The sequence below is a fragment of the Pseudoxanthomonas sp. LjRoot127 genome, assembly GCF_964253495.1.
GTDB lineage: Bacteria > Pseudomonadota > Gammaproteobacteria > Xanthomonadales > Xanthomonadaceae > Pseudoxanthomonas_A.
This window is the reverse complement of sequence record NZ_CAXUQR020000001.1, coordinates 167,004-193,314: the sequence shown is the minus strand read 5'-3', so window position 1 is coordinate 193,314 and position 26,311 is coordinate 167,004. Positions and strand designations below refer to the sequence as shown.

The window sequence follows — 26,311 nt, the reverse complement described above, 5'->3', positions numbered from 1 at the left end:
CACGTGCCGATCCGCCAGCTTCCCGACACCCTCATCAACCAGATCGCTGCAGGCGAAGTCGTCGAGCGCCCGGCGTCCGTCGTCAAGGAACTCGTCGAGAACGCACTGGATGCCGGCGCGCGCCGCGTCGACATCGACCTGGAAGAGGGCGGCGTGCGGCTGATCCGCATCCGCGACGATGGCGGCGGCATCGCACCCGAGGAACTGCCGCTGGCGGTATCGCGCCACGCCACCAGCAAGATCGCCTCGCTCGATGACCTGGAAGCCGTCGCCACGCTCGGCTTCCGCGGCGAAGCCTTGCCTTCGATCGCTTCGGTCAGCCGGTTTGCGCTGACCTCGCGGCGTGCGCAGGATGCGCACGGCGCATCGCTGCAGGTGGAGGGCGGCAAGGTCGGCGAGGTGGCGCCCAAGCCGCATGCCGTGGGCACCACCGTGGAAGTGCGCGAACTGTTCTACAACGTGCCGGCGCGGCGCAAGTTCCTGCGCGCCGAGCGCACCGAGATGGGCCATATCGAAGAGTGGCTGCGTTCGCTGGCGCTGGCGCGTCCCGATATCGAGCTGCGCGTCTCCCACAACGGCCGTCCCTCGCGGCGCTACAAGGCCGATGAGCTGGAATCCTTGTCCCGCCTGAGCGAAACGCTGGGCGACGAATTCGCACGCAATGCGCTGCGCGTGGACCATGCCGCCGCCGGCCTGCGCCTGCAGGGCTGGATCGCACAGCCCAGCTACTCGCGCGCCAGTGCGGACCAGCAGTACGTCTATGTCAACGGCCGTTCCGTGCGCGATCGCAACATCGCGCATGCGGTGAAGATGGCGTACCAGGACGTGCTGTTCCATGGCCGCCAGCCGGCGTACGTGCTGTTCCTGGAACTGGATCCCACCCGCGTCGACGTCAACGTGCACCCCGCCAAGCACGAAGTGCGCTTCCGCGACACGCGGTTGATCCACGATTTCGTATACCGCACGCTGCACGACGCCCTGGCCGAAACGCGCGCTGGTGCATTGCCGAACGACGCCGCGGTGCCGTCGTTCGCCAGCAGAAACTACCCGTCGGTGCCGTCCGCCTGGATGCCCACGCAGCAGTCGCCGCTGGGCCTGAACGTGGCCGAGGCACCCGCGGCGTATGCCGCGCTGTACGCTGCGCCGGCAGGAACCGCGACACCGGCACCCTCCCTGCCGCAGGCGATGCCGGCTGCCGATGCCGACGGCATTCCGCCGCTGGGCTTCGCCATCGCACAGCTGCACGGCATCTACATCCTGGCGGAAAACGCGGATGGCCTGATCGTAGTCGACATGCACGCCGCGCACGAGCGCATCGGCTACGAGAAGTTGAAGGATGCGCACGATGGCATCGGCCTGCGTGCGCAGCCGCTGCTGGTCCCCCTGGCGCTCGCCGTGGCGGAGCGCGAGGCCGACGTGGCCGAGCGAGAAGCGGCGACGCTGGCGGCGCTGGGCTTCGACGTCACCCGCAGCGGTCCGCAGTCGTTGAGCGTGCGCAGCATTCCCGCCTTGTTGTCGAACGCCGAACCCGAAGCACTGCTGCGCGACGTGCTGGCGGACCTGCGAGAACACGGCGAAAGCCGCCGCGTGGCGGCTGCGCGCGACGAACTGCTGTCGACGATGGCGTGCCATGGCGCGGTGCGCGCGAACCGGCGCCTCACCGTGCCCGAAATGAACGCCCTGTTGCGCGAGATGGAGGCCACCGAGCGCTCGGGGCAGTGCAATCACGGCCGCCCGACATGGGCGCGCTTTTCCTTGAACGAGATCGACCGCTGGTTCCTGCGAGGACGCTGACATGGGGAAGAACACGGGATGGCTTGGGGTGGCCATGCTGCTGGGAGTGCTGGCCGGGTGCGGCGGCGATGAGAAGGCGGCCTCCACGGGCAAGGTGGCGGACGTCAACTTCCTGGCCGACAACGCCGCGTGGCGCGAACAGCGCAAGAACGAGCTGACCGCGCCGGATGGCTGGACCAGTCTGGTCGGGCTGCATTGGATCGAACTGAAGTCCCACTTCGTCGGCAGCGGTCCGGGCAGTGGCATCAAGCTGGCGGTCGGCCCGGCGAAGCTGGGCATGGTCACGCAGCAGGATGGACGCGTGTTCCTCACCCCCGAAGGTGGTGCGGCGCTGACGTTCGATGGCGAACCGTTGAAGGGTCGCGTGGAACTGCAGAGCGATCGCGATGCGCAGCCATCGACGATCGGCTTCGACGAAGGAAAGGGCGTGCTGACGGTGATCGAGCGCGGCGGGCGCCACGCGCTGCGCGTAAAGCACGCCGATGCCGAATCGCGCACGCAGTTCATCGGGCTGGACTACTGGCCTGCGCAGGAGGACTGGCGCATCGAAGGGCGTTTCATCCCGCATCCGCCAGGCAAGACGCTGACCATCGTCGACGTCATCGGCGTGGCCAACGAGTCGCCGAATCCAGGCGTGGTCGAGTTCGAGCGCGATGGCACGACGTACCGGCTGGAAGCGCTGGGGCAGGCAGGTGGTCCGCTGTTCTTCGTGCTGTCCGACCGCACCAGCGGCCACGGCAGCTATCCTGCCGGCCGCTTCCTGGATGCCGACGCGCCGCAGGCCGGCAAGGTGGTGCTGGATTTCAATCGCGCGTACAACCCGCCCTGCGCCTTCACGCCGTACGCGACGTGTCCGTTGCCGCCCGCAGAGAACCGCCTCGACCTGCTGGTGGAAGCGGGAGAGAAGGCCTATGCGAAACCCATCAAAGTGCTATGACGACCCGGGAAGGATGACATGCAGCTGCGCCACGCGTTGAAAGCCCTGATCATGATGGCCTCGCTGGGCGGGGCGACCGCATCCGCCAGTGACGCACCCACGGCTTCGACGGCACCGGTGCCGTTGATGTGGAAGGTGTCCGACAAGGACAACGCCGTCTACCTGCTGGGCTCGTTCCACCTGTTGCGCCCCAGCGACTACCCGTTGTCCGGCGATGTCGATGCCGCGTTCGCCGATGCCGAGCGCGTGATGTTCGAGTTGTCGCCGGAGGAACTGGCCTCGCCCGAACTGGCCATGGCGATGATGCGAGCTGCAATGCGCCAGGATGGCAAGACCCTTCAGTCCGCATTGCCACCAGCTATCGCGCAACAACTCGACGGTTGGGCTCAGGCGAATAGGGATGCGCTGCCAAAGTTTGGCATGTCGCCGCAGATGCTCTCGGTAGTGGAGCCTTGGTTTGCGGCCTTGATGGTGACGATGGTGGAAATGGGGAAGCTGGGTCTGGATCCCGCGCTGGGGCTCGACAACCATTTCGTCAAGCGTAGCGCCGAGTCCGGCAAGCCGAGCGCTGGCCTGGAGACCGGACAGGAGCAGATTGATGTCCTGGATGGCTCGAGCGAGAAGGAGCAGTTACAGATGCTCGCGGATGCACTAGAACAAGCAGGTAAAGGGTCGACGGAAACCTTGCGCTTGCATGACGCATGGCGTCGTGGCGATGCGGAACTGCTGCGGGCGGGCATGGCGGCGGACATGAAGCGTGACTACCCCGAGCTTTACCGGCGCATCAACGTCGCGCGGAACGATGCATGGGTGCCGAAAATCCGTCAGCACCTCGATGCAAGCGGCAGTGATGATGTCTTGGTCGTCGTCGGCGCTCTGCACTTGCTGGGCCAGGATGGCGTGGTCGAGAAGCTGCGCGCGCAGGGCTACTCCGTTGAGAGAATCTGCTCCGCTTGCCCGCGTTGACCCGCGCGCTATCACGCGATTGCTCCCGCATGCCCTATCCGGTAAGTTGAGTCGTCCTGCAAGAAAGCGGGGCGATCATGGTCAACTAAAAGGAGTTGGAGAATGCGTGACTTGACTGTAGCCGAGCATGCGGCTGTCCTGGGTGGGAACGCGATAGCGGGAATTGTGGGCTCGCTTTCGCCAAGCGTCGTAAGCGCATCGGGTGAAGTGGCGGGAGAGGCGATGATGTTGACGGCTGCCGGATACTCTTATTTCGAAGCGCTGGGTCAATGGTGTTACAGCGACACTTACGATGCGCTCCTGACCTGCCTCGAGTAGCATCGACCAGCCGGCGCGGGACGATCCCTGCGCCGGCTTGCTCACGAAATGGCGCCTGCGCGCGCGTGGCCCACGTGCGGTGGTGGCTGTTCCATCACAATGCAGTCCACCGGGCAGGCGGGCACGCAGAGTTCGCAGCCCGTGCACAGCGGATCGATCACTACATGCATCTGCTTGGCGCCGCCGATGATGGCATCCACGGGGCAGGCCTGGATGCATCTCGTGCAACCGATGCAGTCGGCCTCCACCACCACCGCGACCATTGCGGGCTTGTGCGTGCCGCGGGCGCGGTCGTACGGCAGCGGCGGTACGCCCAGCACCCGTGCGAGCGCACGCGCGCCGTCATCGCCGCCGGGGGGACAGTGGTCCACGCCCGCTTCGCCGCATGCCATCGCCTGCGCGTAGGGCAGGCAGCCATCGAAGCCGCACTGTCCGCACTGGGTCTGCGGCAGCAGGCGATCGAGGCGCTCGGTCAGGTCCGCGGTTGCCACGGGGATCAGCGAGGAGTGGGATGGAACCGGCTTCTGCTCGTTCCTCACGTCTCTTCGCTCTGCTCTTGCCTCACCGCACCGGCATGCCGGGCAGGGCACCGGCATCGGCGTCCAGCAATGCCAGCGCGCCACCGTCGAACCCGGCCGACAGGATCATGCCCTCGCTCAGGCCGAAGCGCATCTTGCGCGGTGCCAGGTTGGCGATGAACACCACGTTGCGGCCGACCAGCGTGTCCGGTTCGCCGTAGCTGGCGCGGATGCCGGAAAAGATCTGGCGCTGGCCCAAGTCGCCGGCATCCAGCAGGAATCGCAGCAGCTTGTCGGAACCGTCCACGAAGCCGCACTCCAGCACCTTGCCGATGCGCAGGTCGAGCCTGGCGAAATCCTCGATGCCGATGAGGCCGGTCGCATCCTTCGCCTCGGTCGGCACGTCAGCTTTCGCCTGTGCCTTCTTCTCGGTAACGGCGGGTGCGGGTGCGGGCGCGGCGGCGAGGGTGTCCTTGGAGGCGTCGGTCATGGCGTCGATCAGTTTCGGGTCGATACGGGTGAAAAGCGGCGAGTAGGTCTGGATGGTGTGGGCGAGCAGCGGGTTGTCCACATCGGCCCACGTCTCCACCGGCGCGCTGAGGAACGCTTCCGCTTCGGCGGCCGTGCGCGGCAACACCGGCTTCAGTGCCGCTGCGAGAATGCGGAACAGGTTCAGCCCCTGTGTGCAGACCGACTGCAGGTCGGCGTCCGCGCCCTCCTGCTTGGCGATCACCCACGGCTTGGTTTCATCGATGTACTTGTTCGCTTCATCGGCCAGCGCCATCGTCAGGCGCAGCGCCGTGGCGGGTTCGTTGCGTTCGTAGGCATCGGCGATGGGGGCGAGCGCATCGACGAAACGCTGGTACATCCCCGGGTCCGGCAGCGCTTCGGCCAGCGCACCGCCGAAGCGTTTGTCGATGAAGCCGGCACAGCGGCTGGCCAGGTTGACGAACTTGCCGACCAGGTCCGCATTGACGCGCGCGATGAAATCACCGAGGTTCAGGTCGAGATCGTCCACGCCCCCGGACGACTTCGCCGCGTAGTAATAGCGCAGTGCCTCAGGCTCGAGGCCTACGTCCAGGTAGGTGCGCGCCATGATGAACGTGCCGCGCGACTTCGACATCTTCGCGCTATCCACCGTGAGGTAACCGTTGACGTGCAGGCGGGTCGGTGCGCGGTGCCCCGTGCCGTGCAGCACCGCCGGCCAGAACAGGCCGTGGAAGTTGACGATGTCCTTGCCGATGAAATGGTGCAGTTCCACCTCGGTACCGGCGTCGAGATGCGATGCGAAGTCGAGGCCACGCTGCGCACACAGGGCGTGGAAGCTGCTCAGGTAGCCAATCGGCGCATCCAGCCAGACATAGAAGTACTTGCCGGGTGCGCCGGGAATCTCGAAGCCGAAGTAGGGCGCATCGCGCGAGATGTCCCACGCGCGCAGGCCACCGTCGGCATCCAGCCACTCGCGCAGCTTCGCCTTCACGCCCGGCAGGGCGACGTCGCCCGCCAGCCATTCGCGCAGGAACGCATCGAAGCGGCCGACATCGAAGAAGTAATGTTCCGAGTCGCGGATCTCCGGCGTGCTGCCGGACAGGATGGACGTCGGTTCCTTCAGATCGGTCGGTGCGTAGGTCGCGCCGCAGACCTCGCAGTTGTCGCCGTACTGGTCGGCGGATCCACAGTTCGGGCAGATACCCTTGATGTAGCGGTCCGGCAGGAACATGCCCTTGGCCGGATCGTAGAACTGCGCCACCGTGCGGCGGCTGATGTGCCCACCGGCATCGAGGCGCTGGTAGAACTGTTCCGTCAACGCCCGGTTGCCGGACGAGTTGGTCGAGTCGTAATGGTCGAAGGCCACACCGAAGGCGGCGAAGTCGCGCTCGTGGCTTGCCTGGATGCCCGCGATGAAGGCCTCCGGGGTGACGCCCGCCTTCTCCGCTGCCAGCATGATCGGCGTGCCGTGGGTGTCGTCGGCGCAGACGAAATACACCGTGTCCCCGCGCATGCGCCGGGCCCGCACCCAGATGTCGCCCTGGATGTAGCCGACCAGATGACCCAGGTGCAGCGGGCCATTGGCGTAGGGCAGGGCATTGGTGACGAGGGCGGTGCGGCTCATGTCGGACTTCGTTGCGGGGGCGCGCGATTATCGCATGGACGGCCGGATGCCCCTTCCGCCTGGCCAGAACGCAACGGGCCCGGCAATGCCGGGCCCGTCTTGCAACAGGATGCGTCGAGACTTACTGGCGGATCCAGGTCTGCGACTTGCAGATGAAGGCGATGCAGCCGGAGACCTCCAGCTTCTTGCCACCTTCGATCAACTCCATCTTCGACTTGTATTCCTTGCCTTCATCCGGCTTCAGGATGGTGCCGCCCGCGTAATCGCCACCGCCTTCCGCCTTCATGCCGCGGATGATCTCCATCCCCGTAATCGGCTTGTTCTTGCGGTCGCCCTTGCACTTGTCGCAGGTCGGATTGGGCTTGCTCGGGTTGATCAACTCGACGATCCGGCCGGTGATCGTGCCGTTCGCGGCCTGGGTGATCTCGACGAAGGATTTCGGCTTGCCGGTTTCGCTGTCGATGGTCTTCCAGCGGCCGACCACCGGGTCGGCGGCCGAGGCCACCAGCGACAGGGCCATCAGCGGGGCGGCCAGCATCACGGCCATCAGGGTCTTGCGCATGTTCCCCTCCCAGGGATGTAGGTCAGGCCCGCCGGCAACGACCGGCGGGATGCCGCTGTTATACCGCATCCGCCGGCGTATGGAAGCGCGGCGTGCCAGCTGTTCAGCCGTCTTTGCGGGTGCCGAGGTCGGCGTCGTCCGCCTCGGGCGTCTCCGGCTCCTGCGCATCCTGCTGCGGCGCCGTGGCGGGAATGCGCGAAGCCGGCGGGGTTGATCCCGGCACTTGTTCGACGCTGCCCACCGACACACGCCCGATGCGCGGCTTCATCCAGATTTCGTCGTGCCACGCCTGGTACTGCTTCGGGTCCCAGTAGCGGTCGTCGTAGAACTTGCTGCCATCGATCGGAATGAATCCCCCCGGGCCGGGGATGTGGATCTGCAGGTTCCCGGTGAAACCGGTACGGCTTCCCGTGGACCGACGTTTCTCGCGGCGGAGCACGGTGGCCAGGCGCGGCTGCGCGGCCTGGTCGCCGAACCGGGCATAGATGGCCTGGCCTTCGTCGACAGCCCGGGCGCGTTCAGCCTCCGTCAGTTGCTCCCAATAGCGCTCCCGCAGTCCGAGGAACCCGGTGTACCCGCGCTCGGACGCCAGGTCCATCCACGCATACGCCAGGGCGCGATCCTTCGCCGTCCCCTGGCCGTTCCACAGCATCTCCCCCACCATCCCTTGCGAAGGCTTGTCGCCGTAGTAGGCGGCGCGCTGGTAGAAACGGAACGCCTCGTCGAACTCGCCGGCCTTGAACCGCTTCAGGCCCAGCAGGCGGTAGCGCAGGTCGGGATGTCCGCTCAGGAAGCCGGCGCTGAGCATCATCGCGTCGCGTGTCGGGTCCGGCGGAGGTTTGGCGGCATGTGCCGCGGAAAATGCGGCCGCAGTGCCAGCCAGCAGCAGGCACAAGGTGGTCGTCCTGAGGTTGCCCATGTGTACTCCGACACCGGTGATGGGAAGTAGGCTTCGATTGTGACCGGCGACGTTGTCGCCGGTCACGTCTCGGAAGTCATGGCCGTGGTGCGGAGCCTGGCGCTCTCCACCGCATCCGTGCGGGATGGCGTTACTTCGATGCGCCAGAATCCGTTTTCCCGATATGCCGGTCGAAGAAGGCAAGCATCTCGGTATACAGCTTCACCCGGTTGTCCACGTCGTAGAAGCCATGCATCTCGCCGGACTGGATGATCATGCCTTCCGGCGGATTGCCCGCTGCGATCAGCGCCTTGTTCATGAGTTCGCTCTGCTCGGGCGGCGTGCGCACGTCGCGCGCGCCTGCGGCAAGGTAGACCGGGATCTTCACTTCCGCGGCGCGGCGTGCGGGCGAATTCTCCGCCCACGCTTTCTTGTCGATTCCATGCGTGCGGCGCAGGTAGCGCTGGCCGGACTCCGTGCTCGGTATGTCGCCCTTCTCGAACATCATCTCCACGTCGTAGACACCGACGTAGCCGAACGTGCACTTGAACAGGCCCGGCGCACGGATCGGCGCCATCAGCGATGAGTAACCGCCGAAGCTGCCGCCGTAGATGCAGATGCGGTCCTTGTCGGCATGGCCCTTCTGGATCGCCCACTGCGTGGCGTCGATGATGTCGTTCTGGATGCCCTGGCCCCATTGCTGGTGCCCGGCATTCTGGAAGCCACGGCCGTAACCACCGGAGCCGCGGTAGTTCACCTGCAGCACGGCGTAACCCCGGCTTGCGAACAACTGCGTCTCGCCGCTGAAGGCCCAGTCGTCGCGGGGACCGATTGGGCCGCCATGCGGATTGACGATCAGCGGCAGGTTCTTTCCGTTCGAGCCGTTCGGAATGGTCAGGTACCCATGGATGCGCTTGCCGTCGCGCGCCACGAAGTTGAACGGCACCACCGACGCCATCTTCGCGGGGTCCAGCTGCGGCAGGCGCTTCATCAGGAAGCGGGCCTTGCCGGAGTCGCGATCGTAGAGGTAGAGCTCGCCCGGATTGTGGTCGCTGTAGACGCTGACGATGATTTTCTTGCCGTCGGTGGTATGGCTGGAAAAATCCACCATCTGCCCCTCGAACGCGGACGCGAGCGAGGCGTAGAGTTCGGCATCCGGATGCGCTTCGTCGATCAGTTTGACGGACGGTGCCCCCGCTTCCGTCACTACCGCGATCAGTGTCGTGTCGTCGGTGGACCAGATACGGTTGCTGATCTGCGCCACGGGGTCATGGAACAAGGGCTTGAACGCCCCCGTGGTGGTGTCCAGCGTTCCGAGCGCCGCCGGCGCCACGCCGTCGTCCTGGGTGACGTAGACGGTTCCGTTGCGCGTGGTGTGGATCACGCCGAGGTGCTTGCCGCCGGACTTGGAAGCGTTCACCAGCGTCCAGTCGCGGCCATCGCGGCGGTAGAGTTCCGTACGTTCGTCGAACTCGCCATCTTCGTTGCGGCTTGACGAGCACACGGCGAAACGCGCCTGCTTGTTCTCGTCCAGCGTGATGTTGCAATTCTCCTTGGGTGCACGGCCGAGCGATGTGCGCCGCCCGTTGAACACGTCCAGCTTGACCAGCTCTGTGCCGGCGCCTTCGCTGGAGCGGGGCGAGCGGACGTCCATGATGACGAACTGGTCGTCGTCCTGCAGGGTGTCGATGAGGCTGAAACGCTCGGACGTGACGGTCTTCGCGCGCTGGGTGACGTCCTGCGTGCCGTAGAAGACCAGCGGCCGCGGTTGTGAGCCATCGGCATTGACGGCGAACCACTCGCCCGTGCTGAACGGTTGCGCGTAGCCGCCCATCTTGCGGATGGCATTGAACATCAGGCGGTTAGGGCTGACCCATTCGAACGAGCCCACGCTCTTCTTGTCGGGCAGTTGGCTGACGTTGAGGATCTTCAGGTCACTGGTGCGCATCGTGGTGAGCACGTCCTGGTCGCCCCGGTCCACCGTGATGGCCAGGTACTCACCGGTGGGCGATATCTTCGCGGTGCTGAAGGCGGCGTGGCCGACGAAATCGCGGATCGGCGCCGGCGCGCCCAGTGCCTCGGCCGCGATCAGCCATCCGGCGAGGAAAAGCAGAATTCCTTGACGCTTCATCATGATCTCCTTGTGTGCGGCGTAGGAAGAAAAAGACCCGGCGTCGCCGCCGGGTCCAGGTGTTGCTGCACCGCTCAAACCATCAGTTGAACTTGTAGGTCGCTTCCAGACCCACCTGACGACCGATGGCATCGAAACCGCGCCAGTAGTACGGATAGGTGTAGTTGGTCTTGTCGACCGGATGGTGGTTGTCGAACATGTTGACCACCGACAGGCGCAGGTTGAGCTTCTCGGTGATGTCCTTCGCCACGCTGGCGTTCCAGGTGATGAACGGGCCGATGCGAGTGTCGAACTCGGGATAGGCCACCGGTACGGTGGGATCCCAGATCGGCGTACTTCCCAGGCGATTCATGAATACCGTCGCCATCCAATCATCCTTTGACCAGTTGATCGTCCAGCGCACCCGGCTGCGATTGTCCAGATTGCTGTTGAAATCGCGATAGCTCTGGATTGGCTGGTCAACCGACAGCTTCTGGGTCTGCTCAAGGACATGCGTCCACTGCAAGGTGGTGCTGAAGTCGCCGAAGCGGTCCGTATCCATGCGGTAACGCACGGTCGCGTCGATGCCCTTCGTGCCAAGGAACGATTGGTTGATCGGTCCGCTACGGATCTCGGTGAGCGCGTCGGTCTCGGGATTGCGGCTAATGCGACCTTGGATGATCTGGCAATAGCCGCTGCCCGCTGCGTGTGGGTAATTGCTGCCGTTGGGGTACTTGCCCGTTAGGCAGCCCAACTCTGCCGCCAGAATGTCGGTGCCGCTTTGAACGGTCACAACGTCGTTGAGTTCGACCTCGTAGTAGTCCGCAGCGAGCGACAACTGCTCGGTGACGTCCCACACAAAGCCGGCCGTCCAGGAGTTGCCGGTTTCTTCCTTGAGCTCCGGCGCGCCTTGTGACGTAGTGAAGACCGAGTAGCGGTAGTTGCCGCCCGAGTTGCCGCAGACGTTGTCGCTGGTTCCCAAGCCATTGAGGTAGCAGCGGTAGTAGTCTGTCACCGTGCCAAACGAGCCACTAGGTTCGGAGAACACATAGTGCATGTCCGGTGCTTTGAAGCTGGTCGCATAATTGGCGCGAATCAGCAGGCTGTCGAAGGGACGGAACTCCAATCCTGCGCCCCAAGTGCTCGCAGCATCCACGTCAGTGACATCATCGTACTTGTCGTAGCGGCCCTGGAGGCTGGCCGTCAGCATGCTGAAGATCGGCACCTTGAACTCTACGCCCGCGGCATAGCGGTTGCGTTCGCCGCTGCCGCCGGTGCCCGTCAAGTTGTAGATTTCTCGCACGGTCGGGAGGATGCGGGCATCGCTTTCCAGATCGTAGCTTTGCCGCGAGGCCTCGATCACGCCGGCGAACGACAGCGGACCTGCCGGCAGTTCGAATAAGTCACCCGACAACACGAAGTTGGACGCGACGTTGCGCGACACTGCTTCGTAATGAACCATTGTCGACATGGCCTGATAGTCTGCGGTCGAGATGGGGCCGTAGAAGCGATCGAGGTTCAAGCGATAAACAGCCAAGCCATTGGGGACGCCAGCCAACCCTGTGTACGCCCCCTGGCCCGTCGTACCCAGACGCTGACCCAAGAAGTAGTTGGTGGCTCCCGCCACCGTCATGCGCGGACGATCGCGGACAATTTCATACTGTGCGCCGCCGAGGCTGAATTCCCAATCGAAACGATCCGCAAAACTACCGCGCATACCGAACGCGAGATCGAGGGAATCTTCCTCGAACTTCTGGTAGGTGCCTTCGGATCCGCCGTAAGGTTCGGGCGTGAAGTTGCGGATGGGCAGGATACGCATACCCAATCCCGCGTCGTAGTAATTCGTACCTGGCTGCGGACCACCCTGCCACTGTTCCGTGCCGCCGCCGAGTCGACTGCGCGAATGAAACGCCATCGCGCTCGCCCAGCCTTCCAGATTGTCAGTGAAATTGAACGTGCCATAGACATAGCCGGACAGCTCGTTGCTGCCGTTAGCAACCGTCTGTTCGGCCGGGAAGCGGTCATAACCGCAGCCAGGGCCGAGGTTGTTGCCCGTGGTGGCGCTCGTATAGAAGTGAGGGCGATAGAGTTCGCTCGCCGAGCAGTCACGGCCTGCTGGCAATACATACGAAACGGTGGAGCCCACGTTGTTGAGGCGGCGAATCTGGATGCCGATCGGCGGCTGGTAGAACCCGCGCCCGTTGTTGAGTGCGTTGGGATATGTTCCCGGAGGTGCGGGGTTATCCGCCGCCGAATCCATGAAATCCCGCTGATAACCCCACAGGGCTTCGGCGTTGTAGGACTCGAACGCGTAGGTCACGCTCCAATTGTCGCCGGCTTTGCCGCCCACCCACTGGATGTCGGCGATGTCACGGCCACCGTCTGTCGAGGTCTGGCCCTTGACCTTGAGGATGTTGCCTTCGTAGTTCGTCTTCAACACGATGTTAACGACGCCGGCAACGGCGTCGGAACCGTACACGGCCGATGCGCCGCCCGAGAGGATCTCGATGCGTTCGACGGCCGCCGCGGGGACGTTGTTGAGGTTCTGGAAGTTGCTGCGGCCGTTGTAGGGGAACGGATAGTCATTCGCCCGGCGACCGTTGATCAGCAGCAGCGTGCGGCCCGGACCCAGGCCGCGGAGGTTAACCGGGCTGGCGTTGGGCGTGAAACCGCCGGCAGCGTTGAAGTCGTTCTGGACGCTGCCGGTGTTCTGGCTCAGCGTGTCGATCGCTTCGGCGACCGTATTGAAGCCTTCCTGCTTGATCTGCTCGGCCGTGATGACGGTGACCGGTGACGGTCCCTCGATCTCTGCGCGCTTGATGCGCGAGCCGACGACCTGCACCTTCCCGAGGTTGGTCGTTTCGGCTTCTGCAGTCGAGCCGCTGGTGGTAGCGTCCTGGGCCAGTGCCGCGCCCGGGATCAGCAACGCGGCGACAAGAGCCGCACCAAGCGGATTGCGCCGGAGCGCTTTCGCGTTTCCGTAGTTCATGTCGGTGAATCCCCTAGAAATCCGTACGTGTAAGCGGCTTTCAATAGGACCGTTCCCATCGGCCCCAGCCGCGCAATAGCGTCCGTGCGACCCGACATTAACACGGAATTAATGTGATGCGCATACCACGAAATTATTTCCGGCGCGTGATGGGATCGTCACGGTGATGACGCGTCATTCAGGTTGCCGGCGAGGCGCCTCGGGGTGAGACAATGGCGGTTTCCCCGCCGCGCGAATCGATGCAAGTGACTGAATCCCATCAGAATTACGCCAGGCCGCGCACGCACGCCGTGCAGGGGGCGCTGTCGCCCCACCCGCGCGTTCGCAATGTGATTGCGGTCGGTTCAGGGAAGGGAGGGGTGGGCAAGTCCACCACGTCGGTGAACCTGGCGCTGGCGTTGGCGGCCGAGGGTGCCCGGGTGGGGGTGCTGGATGCCGACGTCTATGGACCGAGCGTGCCGGCGATGCTGGGGCTCGCGGGGCGGCCGGACAGCCCTGACAACAAGTCGATCGAACCCATGCGGGCGTTCGGGGTGGAGGCCATGTCCATCGGCCTGCTGGTCGACCAGGACACGCCGATGATCTGGCGTGGCCCCATGGCCACGTCTGCGCTGATGCAGCTGTTCAACGACACGCTGTGGGGTGATCTGGACTACCTGCTGATCGACCTGCCGCCGGGTACCGGCGACATCCAGCTGACCCTGGCGCAGAAGATCCCGGTGGCCGGGGCGGTCATCGTCACCACGCCGCAGGACATCGCCACGCTGGATGCCAAGAAAGCGTTGAAGATGTTCGAGAAAGTCGAGGTGCCGGTGCTGGGCATCGTCGAGAACATGGCCGTCCATACCTGCTCCAACTGCGGCCACGTGGAGCACCTGTTCGGGCAGGGCGGTGGCGAACGGATGGCGGCGCAGTACGGCGTGCCGCTGCTGGGTTCGCTGCCGCTGGACATCGCCATTCGCGAGCAGGGCGATGCCGGCCAGCCGGTCGTGGTCGCCGCGCCCGATTCGGCGGTTACGCAGGCCTACCGGCAGACGGCGAGGGTCATGGCGGCGACGCTGGCGCAGCGTCCGCGCGCGCCGTTGTCCATCCTCTCGTCGCTGGTCTAGCGGCCGGCGAAGACGGCGGGCCGGGGCCCGCCCTACAATTCCCCGTCCGCCGCGCGCCGTCCGCGTGGCCTTCGCCCCACACACCAGGATTTGCATGAGCATCAAGAGCGACCGTTGGATCCGCCGCATGGCCGAGCAGCAGGGCATGATCGAGCCGTTCGAGCCGGGGCAGGTGAAGTTCGCCAACAAGAGCGGGGCCGACGGCGAGCGCATCGTCAGCTACGGCACGTCCAGTTATGGCTATGACGTGCGCTGCTCACGCGAGTTCAAGGTGTTCACCAACATCAACTCCACGATCGTCGACCCCAAGCACTTCGATCCGAAAAGTTTCGTGGACATCGAAGCGGATGAATGCATCATCCCGCCGAACAGCTTCGCGCTGGCGCGCACGGTGGAGTTCTTCCGCATCCCGCGCGACACGCTGGTGGTCTGCCTCGGCAAGAGTACCTATGCGCGCTGCGGCATCATCGTCAACGTGACCCCGCTGGAGCCGGAGTGGGAAGGCCATGTGACGCTGGAGTTCAGCAACACCACGCCGCTGCCGGCGCGCATCTACGCGAACGAAGGCGTCGCGCAGATGCTGTTCTTCCAGTCCGATGCCGACGACGTCTGCGAGACCAGCTACAAGGATCGCGGCGGCAAGTACCAGGGCCAGACCGGCGTGACGCTGCCGCGGACCTGAGGCGGTTGCGCGCTCAGCCCAGACACCGGCGCCACGCGTCTATCCGTTCTGCCAGTGCGGCAGGACCATGCCGGACCGGGGCGCCGTTGCCCCAGACCGGTCCGGGCCATGCCGCGTCGCCCTCGTGCCTGCCGACCAGATGCACATGCAGTTGTCGGACGATGTTGCCAAGGGCGCCGATGTTGAGCTTCTCCACGCCCGGCTGCGCGCGGATCAGCTGGCCGGCTTGGTTGATCTCCGCCAACAGCAGGCGTTGCTGGCCGCCCTCCAGTTCCAGCCATTCGCTGACCCCGTTCACGCGAGGCACCAGGACCAGCCACGGGTAGCGCGTGTCGTCCATCAGCCGTACCTGCGACAGCGGGCCGTCGGCGACGAAGGCGCTGTCGGCCGCCAGGCGTGGGTCCAGGAGGAAATCGCTCATGCCAGGTTCCTTGCGAGGAAATCGAGCGTGCGTTCGCGTGCCAGGCGCGCACTCGACGGATCGTAGTCCGCGCGCAGGTCGCAGTTGAAGCCATGCCCCGCGGGGTATGTGAAAACGTCCATCTGGGGAAGCAGGTCGCGGTGCTGCTGCACCAGCTTCGGCGGTATTGAGGCATCCTGCTCGCCGAAGTGGAACATCACCGGGGCCAGCGGTGTCTCGGAGAGGAAGGGCGCGTTGCGTGCCCCGTAGTAACTCACCGCGGGCAGGCCCAGGCGCATGGCGGCGAGCAGCGCCACCGTGCCGCCCCAGCAGTAACCGACGGCGCCCACCTTGCCGTGGCTCGCGATCGTATCCGCCGCTGCCGCGGTGATGTCCAGTGCCGCTTCCAGGCCCAGGCGCGTGATCAGGTCGCGGCCGAGCGCGAAGCCGACATCGTCGTAGCCCAGCTCGACGCGGGGCTCCAGGACGTCGAAGTACGCCGGCGCGAGCGCCACGTAACCGTCGATGGCGAAGCCCTCGGCGATGCTGCGGATATGCGCGTTCACGCCGAAGATTTCCTGCACGATCACCAGCGCGCCGCGCGGCGCGTCGGCGGGATCCGCGCGCCAGGCCCCGATGCGGCCGCGGGGCGTGTCGATCTGAGTCCAATGGCCCATCGGCAGGATTCCGGCGAAGACGGCACCCAGTGTATGCGCAGGCGGCCCCGGACCGAATGGACGGAACGGGCCGCCCGGGGCGGGGCGCTATAATCCGCGCCCCGTACACGCCGCCGCCGTACTCCCCATGTCCCTGCAGAACCCCAAGGTGGGCTTCGTCAGCCTCGGCTGCCCGAAAGCCCTGGTCGATTCCGAACGCATCCTCACCCAGCTCCGCGTGGAGGGATACGACATCGTGCCGACCTACGACGCGGCGGACGTGGTGGTGGTGAACACCTGCGGGTTCATCGATTCCGCCGTGGCCGAATCGCTCGACGCCATCGGCGAAGCGATGAACGAGAACGGCAAGGTCATCGTGACCGGCTGCCTGGGCAAACGCCCGGAGCAGATCCGCGAGCAGTACCCGGATGTGCTGTCGATCAGCGGTCCGCAGGACTACCAGAGCGTGATGGAAGCGTTGCACGCGGCGCTGCCGCCGAAGCACGATCCCTTCGTCGACCTGGTGCCAGACTACGGCGTCAAGCTGACGCCGCGGCATTACGCGTACCTGAAGATTTCCGAGGGCTGCAACCACCGCTGCAGCTTCTGCATCATCCCGTCGATGCGCGGCGACCTGGTGTCGCGCCCGGTCGATGACGTGCTGCGCGAGGCCGAGCGCCTGGTGCGCGGCGGCGTGAAGGAACTGCTGGTGGTGTCGCAGGACACGTCGGCCTACGGCGTGGACGTGAAGTACGCCGAACGCGAATGGCGCGGCAAGGTGTACCAGACGCGGATGAAGGCGTTGTGCGAGGGCCTGGGCGAACTCGATGCCTGGGTGCGCATGCATTACGTCTACCCGTATCCGCACGTCGACGACGTGATTCCGTTGATGGCCGAAGGCAAGGTGCTGCCTTACCTGGATATTCCTTTCCAGCACGCCAGTCCGCGCATCCTCAAGCTGATGAAGCGTCCCGGCGCCGTCGACAAGACGCTGGATCGCGTGAAGCGCTGGCGTTCGATCAGCCCCGACATCACCCTGCGCTCGACCTTCATCGTCGGCTTCCCCGGCGAAACCGACCAGGAATTCGAGGAGCTGTTGCAGTTCCTCGATGAAGCGCAACTCGACCGCGTGGGTGCGTTCGCCTACTCGCCGGTCGAAGGCGCGGCGGCCAACCTGTTGCCGGATCCGGTGCCGGAAGAAGTGAAGCAGGAGCGCCTGGCGCGTTTCATGGAGAAGCAGGCAGAGATCTCCGCCGCGCGCCTCGAAGCGAAGATCGGCACGGTGCAGCAGTGCCTGGTGGACCTGATCGAAGACGATATCGCCGTCGCGCGCTCGAAGGCCGATGCGCCGGAGATCGATGGCCTGGTGCATATCCAGAATGGCGGCGAACTGGGGCTGCGCGTCGGCCAGTTCGTCGACGTGGAAATCACCGAGAGCGACGAGCACGACCTGATTGGCGATGCCATCGTCGGAACGGCGGGCCGGCCGCTCGACGTCAAGGTGCTGTGACCGCGCCGGCGACGGACACTCATGCTGGCAACGGCCGGCGTCGCTTCGTCGCCCCCTTGCGTGGACAGGTGGATGCCGCATGTTTCCGGCATCCCCTGTTCGGCGGGTATGGCGAGCACCGGGACCTGCTGACGGCCCCGCACTGGCCCGACATCGAAACCCTCAATGCGCGGATGCCGCTCTCCGGGCCCCGTTTCGCGAGACAGGATGCCGGCCTGCTTGCCGACGGGCTGCATTACGAAGCACGGTCCGCGCAGGGGTGCATCGCCACGCGCGCGGAGAACTGGCATGACCTGTTCAACGCGATGGTCTGGCTGCGTCATCCGGCGCTCAAGCACGCGCTCAACCAGCAGCAGTGCCGGCACATGGCGCACATGGGCTCGCGCGAGCGCAGTCCCGCGCAGCAGGCGCTGACCCAGTTCGATGAAAGCGGCGTCATCGTGCAGGTGCGCGATGCGGCACTGCTGGATCTGTGGGATCGGCACGACTGGGCGGCACTGTTCCATGCGAACGCTGCATGCTGGCACGACGGCGGTATCACCGTCGCTGCGGTGGTGGGGCATGCGCTGATGGAGCAGGTGCTGGTGCCCGGGCGCTTGCTGGTCGGCAAGTGTCTTGTCGTATTCGGAGATCAGATCGATGTGATCGCGCGCGTGGTCGAATCGATCTTAGCGGGTGCGATCCTCACTGCGCCAAGCGAACTGCGTCCGCTGCCACTGGCCGGCATTCCCGGATGGCACGCAGGACAGGATGCCGCGTTCTACGGGCAGGAGGACTACTTCCGTCCGTTGCGGGAGGGCCGCGTTTACCCGCGACCGTTGTGAGGATCAGCTCGCGTAGCTGACATCCACCAGCACGAAGTGGGTGATCCCGCCGGGGAGTTCGACCGAGAATTCGTCGTCGATGCGCTTCTTCAACAACGCACGCGCGAGCGGCGAATCGATGCTGATCCAGCCGCGCGTCGCCTCGGTCTCGTCGGGGCCGACGATGCGGTAACGCGAGGTTTCGCCGCTGGCGACATTCTCCAGCTCGATGGTGGCGCCGAAGAACACGGCGTCGGGATCGCTGGGCGCGGTGTCGACCACGCGCAGCACTTCCAGCCGCTTGCTCAGGTAGCGCACGCGCCGGTCGATCTCGCCGAGCTGCTTCTTGCGGTAGGTGTACTCCGCGTTCTCGGAGCGGTCGCCCTCCGCGGCGGCGGCGGCCAGGGCCTTCACCACCTCGGGGCGGCGAACGCGCCACAGATCGTCCAACTCCGCCTTGAGACGATCATGGCCTTCGCGGGTGATCAGGGCGGTGCTCTTCTCGCCCGGTGGGCGCCAGCGCGACACGTCAGCTTTCTCCGGCGGCTTCCGCGCGCCGCAACGTGCGCCCGCGCGGATCCTCGACCGGCTCGATGCAGCTGCCCGCGGTCAACACCAGCAGATCGTCGTCATGGATGGCGAACTCCTGCGCAGGTCCACCGTCTTCCGGCGCGAGCTGCACGCAGGTGCCGTTCCAGGTCACCGACCAGCGGCCGGCGCGCATGGGTGCCGCCTGCAAGTCGTCCTGGCAGTGCGCTTCCAGCGCGTATCGGCCGTCAGCCCCCAGGTCGAGCAATACGTCCTGCGATGCGCAGGTTTCCGCCGGCAGGCTGCCGAAGAACGTGCCGGCGAACGTCGACGGCGCCGGACTGGCGGCGGAAGCCGCCAGCGACAACGCGCAGGCCAACGGTACGAAACTCCACTTCATGCGCGTGATCAGCGACGTCCGCCAAAGATGCTGCCCAGGATGCCACGCACGATCTGGTTGCCCAGCTTGGTGCCGACCGTGCGCGTGGTCTGCTTGGCCATCGTCTCGATCATGCCCTGGCGGCGCTTGGTGCCGAACACCGCGTCCTTCACGGCCTGGCCGAAGCCGCCGGCGTCGGGATCGTCCTGCTCGGTCTTCGCCGGCGGCGCCTGGGCGGCCTGCGTGGCGGTCTCGCCGCGCTTGGCAAGCATTTCCGCGGCGGACTCGCGATCGACGCGGGTATCGTACTTGCCGCCGACGGGGCTGCCGTTGCGTACCTGCTGGCGTTCGCCTTCGTTGATCGCGCCCATCCGGCAGCGCGGCGGCGACACCATCGTCTGCTGCACGGGCGAGGGGATGCCCTTGTCCTGAAGCGTCGACACCAGCGCTTCGCCGGTGCCGAGCTTGGAGATCGCCTGGGCCACGTCGAGCTTGGGATTCGGCACGAAGGTCTCGGCGGCGGTCTTCACCGCCTTCTGGTCGCGCGGGGTGAACGCGCGCAGCGCATGCTGCACGCGGTTGCCCAGCTGGCCGAGGATGTTGTCCGGCACGTCGTCGGGAAACTGCGAGCAGAAGTAGACGCCCACGCCCTTGGAACGGATCAGGCGCACGACCTGCTCGATGCGCTGCTGTAGGGCCGGGGGGGCATCGTCGAACAGCAGGTGGGCTTCGTCGAACACGAAGACCAGCTTGGGCTTGTCCAGGTCTCCCACTTCCGGCAGCGTCTCGAACAGTTCCGACAGCAGCCACAGCAGGAAGCTGGAATACAGGCGCGGCTTCAGGATGAGCTGGTCGGCGGCGAGGATGCCGATCACCCCACGCCCGTCGGTATTCGTGCGCATCAGGTCGGCCAGTTCCAGCGCCGGCTCGCCGAAGAACACCTCGCCGCCTTCCTGTTCCAACCGCAGCAGCGCGCGCTGGATGGCGCCGACCGACTGCGTGCTTACAAGGCCGTAACTGGTGGAAATGTCCTTGCGCTCGGCGGCGACCAGGCCCAGCAGGGCGCGCAGGTCTTCCAGGTCCAGCAGCAACAGCCCGCGGTCGTCGGCGAGCTTGAACACGATGTCGAGCACGCCGCTTTGGGTGTCGTTGAGTTCCAGGATGCGCGAGAGCAGGGTGGGGCCCATCTCGCTGACGGTCGTGCGGACCGGATGGCCCAGCTTGCCGTAGAGATCCCAGAAGATCACCGGATTCGCGCCCGGTGCGTAGTCGGCGATGCCGATGTCCCTGGCCCGCTGCATGACGCGCTCGCTGCCATCGCCGGCGGTGGCGAGTCCGGCCACGTCGCCCTTCACGTCGGCCATGAACACGGGCACGCCCATGCGCGAGAAGCCTTCGGCCAGGGTCATCAGCGTGACCGTCTTGCCGGTACCGGTGGCGCCGGCCACCAGGCCATGGCGGTTGCCGAACTTCGGCTGCAGCGTGACCGGGATGTCGTCCGTGATGCCCTTGCCCAGCAGGATCGGATCCATGTGCAACCTCGCGTGGTGATGGCGCGATTCTAGCGGCTGGAAACCGCCTCCGGGATAAAGCGCTGAGACGCGTGACCTTGCCCCGGTCGCGCAGCCGGGGCTACCCTCCCGGCTCACACTCTGGATGCACACCTGATGTCGCTTGCGGTTCCTGCCTGTCTGCGCCTGTGGCCCGTTGCGGTCGCTCTTTCCCTCCTGCTGGTCTCCCCGCCTTCGCTGGCGCAACGCGTGTCCGCGAAGGATCGCGCCGCCGCGCAAGCGCTGGAACAGCGCATGGCCGCCGCCGAGAAGCGTTACCGCGACGGTCTGGTGCTGGTGGCCAACAGTGATCCGCGCGGCGCTACCGAGAGCGACGCCGCACTCGAGGACATGGAGGACGTGCTGGCGGCCTGCGTTCAGCAGCGCGGCTGTCAGGTGCCCACGCTGCTGGCGACCTACAAGCGGCTGCTGAAGGGCAACGCCGATGCGCAGGGAGAGGGCCCGGGAGACGAGGGCGAGACCCTCGACGCACTCGACGACGGCACCGACCACGCGGTGCCGGCCAGCGCCGCCATCCCCGAAACCGCACGCACCGCGGCGCTGCTGAACGACCAGCGCCATGCGTTCGACCGCATGGTCGAGTACAACCCGGCCATCCAGGCAGGCATCCGCCGCTGGCTGACCGACATGCGCCCGGCGCTGATCGACAGCTACGAGAATTATCAGAACATGCGCGCCGAGCTGTATCCCGCCTGGGAGCGCAGCGGCCTGCCGGAAGCGCTTCTGTTCGGCATCATGGCGAAGGAATCCAACGGGCGCGTGCATTCGACCTCGCGCGCGGGTGCGGCAGGGCCCATGCAGTTCATGTTCCACACTGGCGCCCGTTTCGGTCTGGGACGCGATGCGAGTGGCTTCGACACGCGCTACGACCCGTACGCCTCCGGCCAGGCCAGCGCGGAGTACATGAACGAGCGCATGCGCGGGCTCAACAACAATATCGAACTGGCCCTCGCGGCCTACAACGGGGGCGAGGGACGGGCTGCGCGCGTGTTCCGCGAGAACGGCGGCCTGGGCTTCTGGGACGATGTGGTCTACAGCCAGTTCCCCGGCGAGACGCGCGACTACGTGCCGATGGTGATCGCGGCGGCATGGCTGTTCCTGCACCCGCGCCAGTACGGACTGGAGTTTCCGAAGGTCACGGCGCAGCCGGCGACGCTGAAGCTGGCGCGCGACGCATCCATCTATGAGCTGACCATCTGTCTGGGCAATGGCGGCACGCGCGAGGGCTACATGCGCACGCTGCGCAACCTCAACCCGCGCTACCAGCCAGAGGCATGGATCCCCGCCGGCACCACGCTCAAGGCCAACGCGCGCATCTCGGGCCTGTACACACGCCACTGCATCAGTGGCCCCCGCGCGGAACTGGCGCGCACGCTGGTGAGCGCCGATCCCGCGGCCGCCATCCGCCGCGCCTCGCGGACCGGCAATGTCGCCGTCGGCGATGTGACCCCCGTGGCCGGCGTGCCGACCACCGTCGCCTCCGGCGAGCCGCAACCAGCCGAACCGAAGGCGAAGCAGGCGCGGGATTACCGCGTCGCGAAGGGCGACACGCTGGGGCGCATCTCGCAGCGGTTCCAGTGCGATCTGAAGAAGCTCGCGCAGGCCAACAGGTTGAAGGCGCCGGCGTACGCCGTGCGGCCGGGGCAGGAGCTCAAGCTGGAAGGCTGCAGGAAGTGATGCGCATTGTGTGAGGGGAGGTGCGTTCCTTGCCTGTGCTAGCGATATCGGGGATTCGCTGCCTGCGGATGGTCCAGTGTCGAGAAGCTTTCTGTGATCTGTCAGCGCACTGATGTAAACATCTGTACGTAAACGGATGAATGGGGCGCGAGAACAGTCAGGCGTCCTACTGGGATGAAAAAATGTGCGCGTGCGCGCATTCGTATCGCTGAAGCGAGAGTACATATGCACCGCTGACTCGTCAGCGTATCCATCACAAGGAGGTAGTCATGTCGATCAAGACGTTGTTACTTTCATCCGCGTGTGCGGCTGCTTTGGTGCTTGGATTCTCGTTCACGTCGAAAGCCGACGATCCGTGCACTGACTGTTGGCTCGCCTGCGACCAGGCATACACGGCCTGTATGCAAGGGGGGCAGTACACCCCTGCCCAGTGCAGAACCAGCCTCAATACCTGCAGGTTCGTAAACTGCGGAAATTGCGATCCCCCCTGACCAGAAGCATTTCACCGCGGGGGCTAGCTCCCGCGGTGTTGGGAGACGCCAGTGAACATGAAACGGATGCTTCCGGTTGCAGTGGTGGCGATATCGCTTCTGATCGGAATCGGGGCGGGGCGAGCGTACAACGCCCACAAGCTTGCCAAGTCGAGCGCGCTCGTCATCACGCACGGGGAGTATTCCCTCTATCTTGCACGTCCGGAGCAAGTCGCTTTTTATTCCCTCGCGTCATGCGGCGGTTGCAAAAAGACGAGACAGTTGTTGCGTGAACTTGGCGTGGATTACGTGGAACGTCCTGCTGACAATCTGCTGCTGCATCGTCAGGAGTTGCATCGGCTGGATGCAGAGCGGGTTCCCGTCATCGTGACAGCGAACTCAAAGTTGGAGGGTTATGATCGCGACAAAATCATCTCGCTCTTGCGAACGCAGGGGTACATCCTGTCCGCTGAGCATTGATGCACTGGTCGCCCCTGCAGTGATCGCGTCGGCAACCGAGTCATTCTGCGAGCGTCGATCCCTGCTGAACCGGCCATACTGCTTTCAATTTCGGTGCGAGCGTCGGCACGATGACGGTCAATCCACCATGGAAGCGCGCCTCACGTCCCGATAAGAGCGCGCCGATGGCCAACAGCGCGTTGTAACGCCTTTGGATACGGTCGCTACTCAATCAGCCGGGCGAGGGCCTGACCTAATCGCACAGATGATTCGGCTTTCAGATTCGGCGCGAGTTCCGCCACGCCTGGCGGCAGCAGCACGATGACGGTCGAGCCGTAGTTGAACCTTGCCATCTCCGCGAACCGCTCCAGCGTGATGCCCTTGCCGCGGTAATCCTTGCGGGTGATGGCAGTGCCATAGGCGGGAATCTCTTCGCCGCTCCACACCGTTTCCACGCCGGAGACGAGCAGGGCGCCGACCATCACCGACACCATCGGTCCGAAATCGGTGTCGAAGTGGCAGACCAGTCGCTCGTTGCGCGCGAACAGGCGCGGCACGTTCGCCACCGCATCGGTGCCGACACTGAAGAGGCGGCCGGGCACGTGTACGGTTTCGCGCAACGTGCCGGTCCACGGCATGTGCACGCGGTGGTAGTCGCGCGGCGACAGGTACACGGTGGCGAACACGCCGTGGCGGAAGGGTTCCGCATCCGCCGCGTCGCCCAGCAGCTCGGCGGCGGTGAACGATTGGCCCTTGGCCTGGAAGATGCGGCCATCCTCGATGGGGCCGCACTGGCTGATGTGGCCATCGGCCGGCATCAGCAGCGCGCGCGGGTCGGCATCGGCAACCCGTGCGCCCGGCCTCAGTGCGCGGGTGAAAAAGGCGTTGAAGCTCGGGTAGGACAGGGGGTCGGGATTGGCGGCTTCACCGAGGTCGACATTGAATTTCCGCGTCACCGTATCGATCAGCCAGCGGCTGACGCCTGGCGAGGTCGAATAGGCCAGCCGGCGCGCCAGCGACGACAGGAAGCGGTGCGGCAGTACGTAGGTTAGCGAGGTCAGCAGGCTCATTTCGACGCCGCCTCGGTCAGCGCGCGCATGTCGGCGGCGATCGCCCTGGGCTGGAATGGCGGGCGGATCAGGCCGGCCAGGCGGCCCTGCGGGTCGAGTACGCCGATCGCGGACGAGTGGTCCATGCTGTAGTCGTTCGGGTTCTGTTCGAAGCCTTCCCCGGGGACCTTCATGAAGACGAAGCCCAGCGACCTGGCGAAGTTCTCCAGGGTCGGGATGTCGGCCGTGGCTGCCATCGTGTCGAGATGGAAGGCGTGGGCGTACTCGCCGATGCGGGTCGGCGTGTCGCGCTCGGGGTCGACCGAGACGAACAGCACGCGCGGGCGGGTCGAGTCGGGCAGGTCCTTCCACTGCGCCTGGGCCTGTGCCAGCTCGGCCAGCGTGGTCGGGCAGACGTCGGGGCAGAAGGTGAAGCCGAGGAAGACGAGCGTCCAGTGGCCCTTCAGTTCCCCGTCGGTGAGCTGGGTGCCGTCGGACTGGCGCAGCGAGAATGGCGGCAGCGGCCGCGGCTGCGGAAACAGGGTCACCGTCTGGGTCGCTGGCCATTGCGTGGCGGGCGTGACGGGGCCGAAGAATTTCTGCGCGGCCAGCAGGCCCAAGCCGGCGGCCAGCGCCAGGACGAGGATGAGGCCGATCTTCTTGTTGAACATGCGCTGGGGATTCCCACGATGGAAGGGCGCGGCCACACGGGCCGGGGGCCGCATGGGCGCGGCGGCAAGGCGGCCATGATACCGGGGCAGCCCCTATAATCGGCGGCCTTCGCCGTCCCGGCGTCTTCACAAGCCTTGCCATGACCGCCGACGTCGCCGCCGAACTGCACACCATCATCGACCTGATCCGGTACGGCGCCAGCCGCTTCAACGGGGCCGGCCTGACCTTCGGCCACAGCTACGACAACGCGCTGGACGAGGCCTCGCATCTGGTGCTGCACACGTTGCACCTGCCGCCCGACCTGGGCCCGGCCTACGGGCAGGCGCGCGTCACGGGTGCGGAGAAGGCCCAGGTGCTGGCGCTGTTCGAGCGACGCGTCAGCGAGCGCATCCCGGTCGCCTACCTGACCGGCGAGGCCTGGTTCGCCGGCCTCAGCTTCAAGAGCGATGCCCGTGCCCTGGTGCCGCGTTCGCCGATCGCGGAACTGATCGAAGCCGGCTTCGAGCCCTGGCTCGGCGGCCGCGACGTCACCCGTGCGCTGGACCTGTGCACAGGCTCCGGCTGCATCGCCATCGCGATGGGCCACTACAACCCGGACTGGCAGGTCGACGGCGTCGACATCAGCGACGACGCCCTGGCGCTGTCGGCGGAAAACAAGGCGCGCCTGCTGGCCGACAACGTGCAGTTCCTCAAGTCCGACCTGTTCGCCGGCCTGACCGGCAGGCACTACGACCTGATCGTCACCAACCCGCCCTACGTCACCAACGACGAGACCGACGCGCTGCCCAGGGAATATTCCTTCGAACCGGAACTTGGCCTGCGCGCCGGCGACGACGGGCTGGACCTGGTGCTGAAGATCCTGCGCGATGCGCCGCTGCACCTGAGCCAGGACGGCCTGCTGATCTGCGAAGTCGGCGAGTCCGAGCGTGCACTGGTCGCGCTGCTGCCGGACGTCGAATTCGCGTGGATCGAGTTCAAGGTGGGGCAGATGGGCATCTTTGCCGTCGAATGCGCAGAACTGATCCGCCACAACGCGCAGATCAGCGCGCTCGCCGCCACGCGGAAGTAGCGCGTCTCGCACGCGGTCCGCGGCGGTTGCGCCTGCAACCGTCGCGGCCAACGTTGGCGCACTGCACAATAG

The 26,311-nt window shown here is 65.6% G+C and carries 23 protein-coding genes; 10 read left to right on the top strand and 13 right to left on the bottom strand.

Translation table 11 applies throughout. From position 1 onward, the window contains the following. Positions 1-3: 3 nt before the first annotated feature. Genes mutL through ACSQ19_RS00915 form a run of 3 tightly spaced genes read left to right on the top strand, consistent with a single transcriptional unit; the run spans position 4 to position 3,697 of the window. Positions 4-1,794: a DNA mismatch repair endonuclease MutL gene (gene mutL / locus ACSQ19_RS00925; protein ID WP_435999326.1), complete on the top strand. Its 1,791-nt coding sequence runs from the start codon at positions 4-6 to the stop codon at positions 1,792-1,794. Position 1,795: 1 nt separating this feature from the next. After that, positions 1,796-2,731, top strand: a complete 936-nt coding sequence (locus ACSQ19_RS00920) for a DUF1684 domain-containing protein (RefSeq protein ID WP_435999324.1) — start codon at positions 1,796-1,798, stop codon at positions 2,729-2,731. An 18-nt stretch (positions 2,732-2,749) separates the two neighbouring features. Next, positions 2,750-3,697, top strand: coding sequence for a TraB/GumN family protein (locus tag ACSQ19_RS00915; protein ID WP_435999322.1), 948 nt, complete (start codon positions 2,750-2,752; stop codon positions 3,695-3,697). Positions 3,698-4,056: 359 nt separating this feature from the next. Here the strand turns inward: ACSQ19_RS00915 and rnfB are convergent, their stop codons facing one another. The 6 genes from rnfB to ACSQ19_RS00885 form a co-directional block, all read right to left on the bottom strand. Next, the gene (rnfB, locus tag ACSQ19_RS00910; protein WP_435999318.1) at positions 4,057-4,506 is read right to left on the bottom strand and encodes an Rnf electron transport complex subunit RnfB; all 450 of its coding nucleotides are present in this window, start codon (positions 4,504-4,506) and stop codon (positions 4,057-4,059) included. A 70-nt stretch (positions 4,507-4,576) separates the two neighbouring features. After that, positions 4,577-6,646: a methionine--tRNA ligase gene (gene metG / locus ACSQ19_RS00905; protein ID WP_435999316.1), complete on the bottom strand. Its 2,070-nt coding sequence runs from the start codon at positions 6,644-6,646 to the stop codon at positions 4,577-4,579. Positions 6,647-6,767: 121 nt separating this feature from the next. Next, a complete protein-coding gene (locus ACSQ19_RS00900) occupies positions 6,768-7,208 on the bottom strand; it encodes a DUF2147 domain-containing protein (protein WP_296282625.1) in 441 nt (146 codons plus the stop codon). Positions 7,209-7,311: 103 nt separating this feature from the next. Then, positions 7,312-8,127, bottom strand: a complete 816-nt coding sequence (locus ACSQ19_RS00895; RefSeq protein ID WP_296282626.1) for a sel1 repeat family protein — start codon at positions 8,125-8,127, stop codon at positions 7,312-7,314. A gap of 130 nt (positions 8,128-8,257) precedes the next feature. Then, entirely contained in the window at positions 8,258-10,237 is a 1,980-nt protein-coding gene (locus tag ACSQ19_RS00890; RefSeq protein ID WP_435999313.1) for an alpha/beta hydrolase family protein, read from the bottom strand. An 82-nt stretch (positions 10,238-10,319) separates the two neighbouring features. Beyond that, entirely contained in the window at positions 10,320-13,205 is a 2,886-nt protein-coding gene (locus tag ACSQ19_RS00885; protein WP_435999311.1) for a TonB-dependent receptor plug domain-containing protein, read from the bottom strand. Between the two features lie 239 nt (positions 13,206-13,444). Here ACSQ19_RS00885 and apbC point away from each other — a divergent pair, with 239 nt between their 5' ends. Both apbC and dcd read left to right on the top strand, forming a co-directional pair. Next, the gene (gene apbC, locus ACSQ19_RS00880) at positions 13,445-14,314 is read left to right on the top strand and encodes an iron-sulfur cluster carrier protein ApbC (RefSeq protein WP_435999309.1); all 870 of its coding nucleotides are present in this window, start codon (positions 13,445-13,447) and stop codon (positions 14,312-14,314) included. Positions 14,315-14,408: 94 nt separating this feature from the next. Beyond that, positions 14,409-14,996: a dCTP deaminase gene (gene dcd, locus ACSQ19_RS00875; protein ID WP_435999307.1), complete on the top strand. Its 588-nt coding sequence runs from the start codon at positions 14,409-14,411 to the stop codon at positions 14,994-14,996. 13 nt (positions 14,997-15,009) lie between these two features. On the opposite strand, the gene ACSQ19_RS00870 is transcribed toward dcd, so the two are convergent. Together ACSQ19_RS00870 and ACSQ19_RS00865 are read right to left on the bottom strand one after the other, a co-directional pair. Next, positions 15,010-15,417: an HIT domain-containing protein gene (locus tag ACSQ19_RS00870; protein ID WP_435999305.1), complete on the bottom strand. Its 408-nt coding sequence runs from the start codon at positions 15,415-15,417 to the stop codon at positions 15,010-15,012. Beyond that, positions 15,414-16,073, bottom strand: a complete 660-nt coding sequence (locus ACSQ19_RS00865) for a dienelactone hydrolase family protein (RefSeq protein ID WP_296282632.1) — start codon at positions 16,071-16,073, stop codon at positions 15,414-15,416. Before ACSQ19_RS00865 ends, ACSQ19_RS00870 begins: the two co-directional genes overlap by 4 nt. A 127-nt stretch (positions 16,074-16,200) precedes the next feature. Here ACSQ19_RS00865 and rimO point away from each other — a divergent pair, with 127 nt between their 5' ends. After that, positions 16,201-17,562, top strand: a complete 1,362-nt coding sequence (gene rimO / locus ACSQ19_RS00860; protein WP_435999302.1) for a 30S ribosomal protein S12 methylthiotransferase RimO — start codon at positions 16,201-16,203, stop codon at positions 17,560-17,562. Then, the gene (locus tag ACSQ19_RS00855) at positions 17,559-18,386 is read left to right on the top strand and encodes a DUF3025 domain-containing protein (RefSeq protein ID WP_435999300.1); all 828 of its coding nucleotides are present in this window, start codon (positions 17,559-17,561) and stop codon (positions 18,384-18,386) included. Before rimO ends, ACSQ19_RS00855 begins: the two co-directional genes overlap by 4 nt. A 3-nt stretch (positions 18,387-18,389) precedes the next feature. Here ACSQ19_RS00855 and greB read toward each other — a convergent pair whose 3' ends face one another. From greB to ACSQ19_RS00840, 3 genes are read right to left on the bottom strand one after another with little or no spacing between them, the layout of a single operon-like run. Continuing rightward, positions 18,390-18,893 carry a transcription elongation factor GreB gene (gene greB / locus ACSQ19_RS00850; protein ID WP_435999298.1) on the bottom strand — a complete coding sequence of 168 codons (504 nt, stop codon included), beginning with the start codon at positions 18,891-18,893 and terminating at the stop codon, positions 18,390-18,392. 1 nt (position 18,894) lies between these two features. Further along, positions 18,895-19,293: a copper resistance protein NlpE N-terminal domain-containing protein gene (locus tag ACSQ19_RS00845; protein WP_435999296.1), complete on the bottom strand. Its 399-nt coding sequence runs from the start codon at positions 19,291-19,293 to the stop codon at positions 18,895-18,897. 8 nt (positions 19,294-19,301) lie between these two features. Continuing rightward, positions 19,302-20,921, bottom strand: a complete 1,620-nt coding sequence (locus ACSQ19_RS00840) for a helicase HerA-like domain-containing protein (RefSeq protein WP_435999294.1) — start codon at positions 20,919-20,921, stop codon at positions 19,302-19,304. Between the two features lie 18 nt (positions 20,922-20,939). On the opposite strand from ACSQ19_RS00840, the gene ACSQ19_RS00835 reads away from it, so the two are divergent. Together ACSQ19_RS00835 and ACSQ19_RS00830 are read left to right on the top strand one after the other, a co-directional pair. Next, on the top strand, positions 20,940-22,520 hold the full coding sequence (locus tag ACSQ19_RS00835) for a transglycosylase SLT domain-containing protein (RefSeq protein WP_435999292.1): 1,581 nt from the start codon (positions 20,940-20,942) through the stop codon (positions 22,518-22,520). 548 nt (positions 22,521-23,068) lie between these two features. Further along, positions 23,069-23,470, top strand: coding sequence for a glutaredoxin family protein (locus ACSQ19_RS00830; RefSeq protein ID WP_435999290.1), 402 nt, complete (start codon positions 23,069-23,071; stop codon positions 23,468-23,470). A 203-nt stretch (positions 23,471-23,673) separates the two neighbouring features. Here ACSQ19_RS00830 and asd read toward each other — a convergent pair whose 3' ends face one another. Then, the gene (asd, locus tag ACSQ19_RS00825; protein ID WP_435999288.1) at positions 23,674-24,519 is read right to left on the bottom strand and encodes an archaetidylserine decarboxylase; all 846 of its coding nucleotides are present in this window, start codon (positions 24,517-24,519) and stop codon (positions 23,674-23,676) included. Next, a complete protein-coding gene (locus tag ACSQ19_RS00820) occupies positions 24,516-25,169 on the bottom strand; it encodes an SCO family protein (RefSeq protein ID WP_435999286.1) in 654 nt (217 codons plus the stop codon). The genes asd and ACSQ19_RS00820 overlap by 4 nt, the downstream gene beginning before the upstream one ends. A 140-nt stretch (positions 25,170-25,309) precedes the next feature. Between ACSQ19_RS00820 and prmB the strand changes: the two genes are divergently transcribed. Continuing rightward, complete coding sequence (gene prmB, locus ACSQ19_RS00815; protein ID WP_435999284.1) at positions 25,310-26,239, top strand: 50S ribosomal protein L3 N(5)-glutamine methyltransferase; 930 nt, start codon at positions 25,310-25,312, stop codon at positions 26,237-26,239. Positions 26,240-26,311 lie beyond the last annotated feature (72 nt).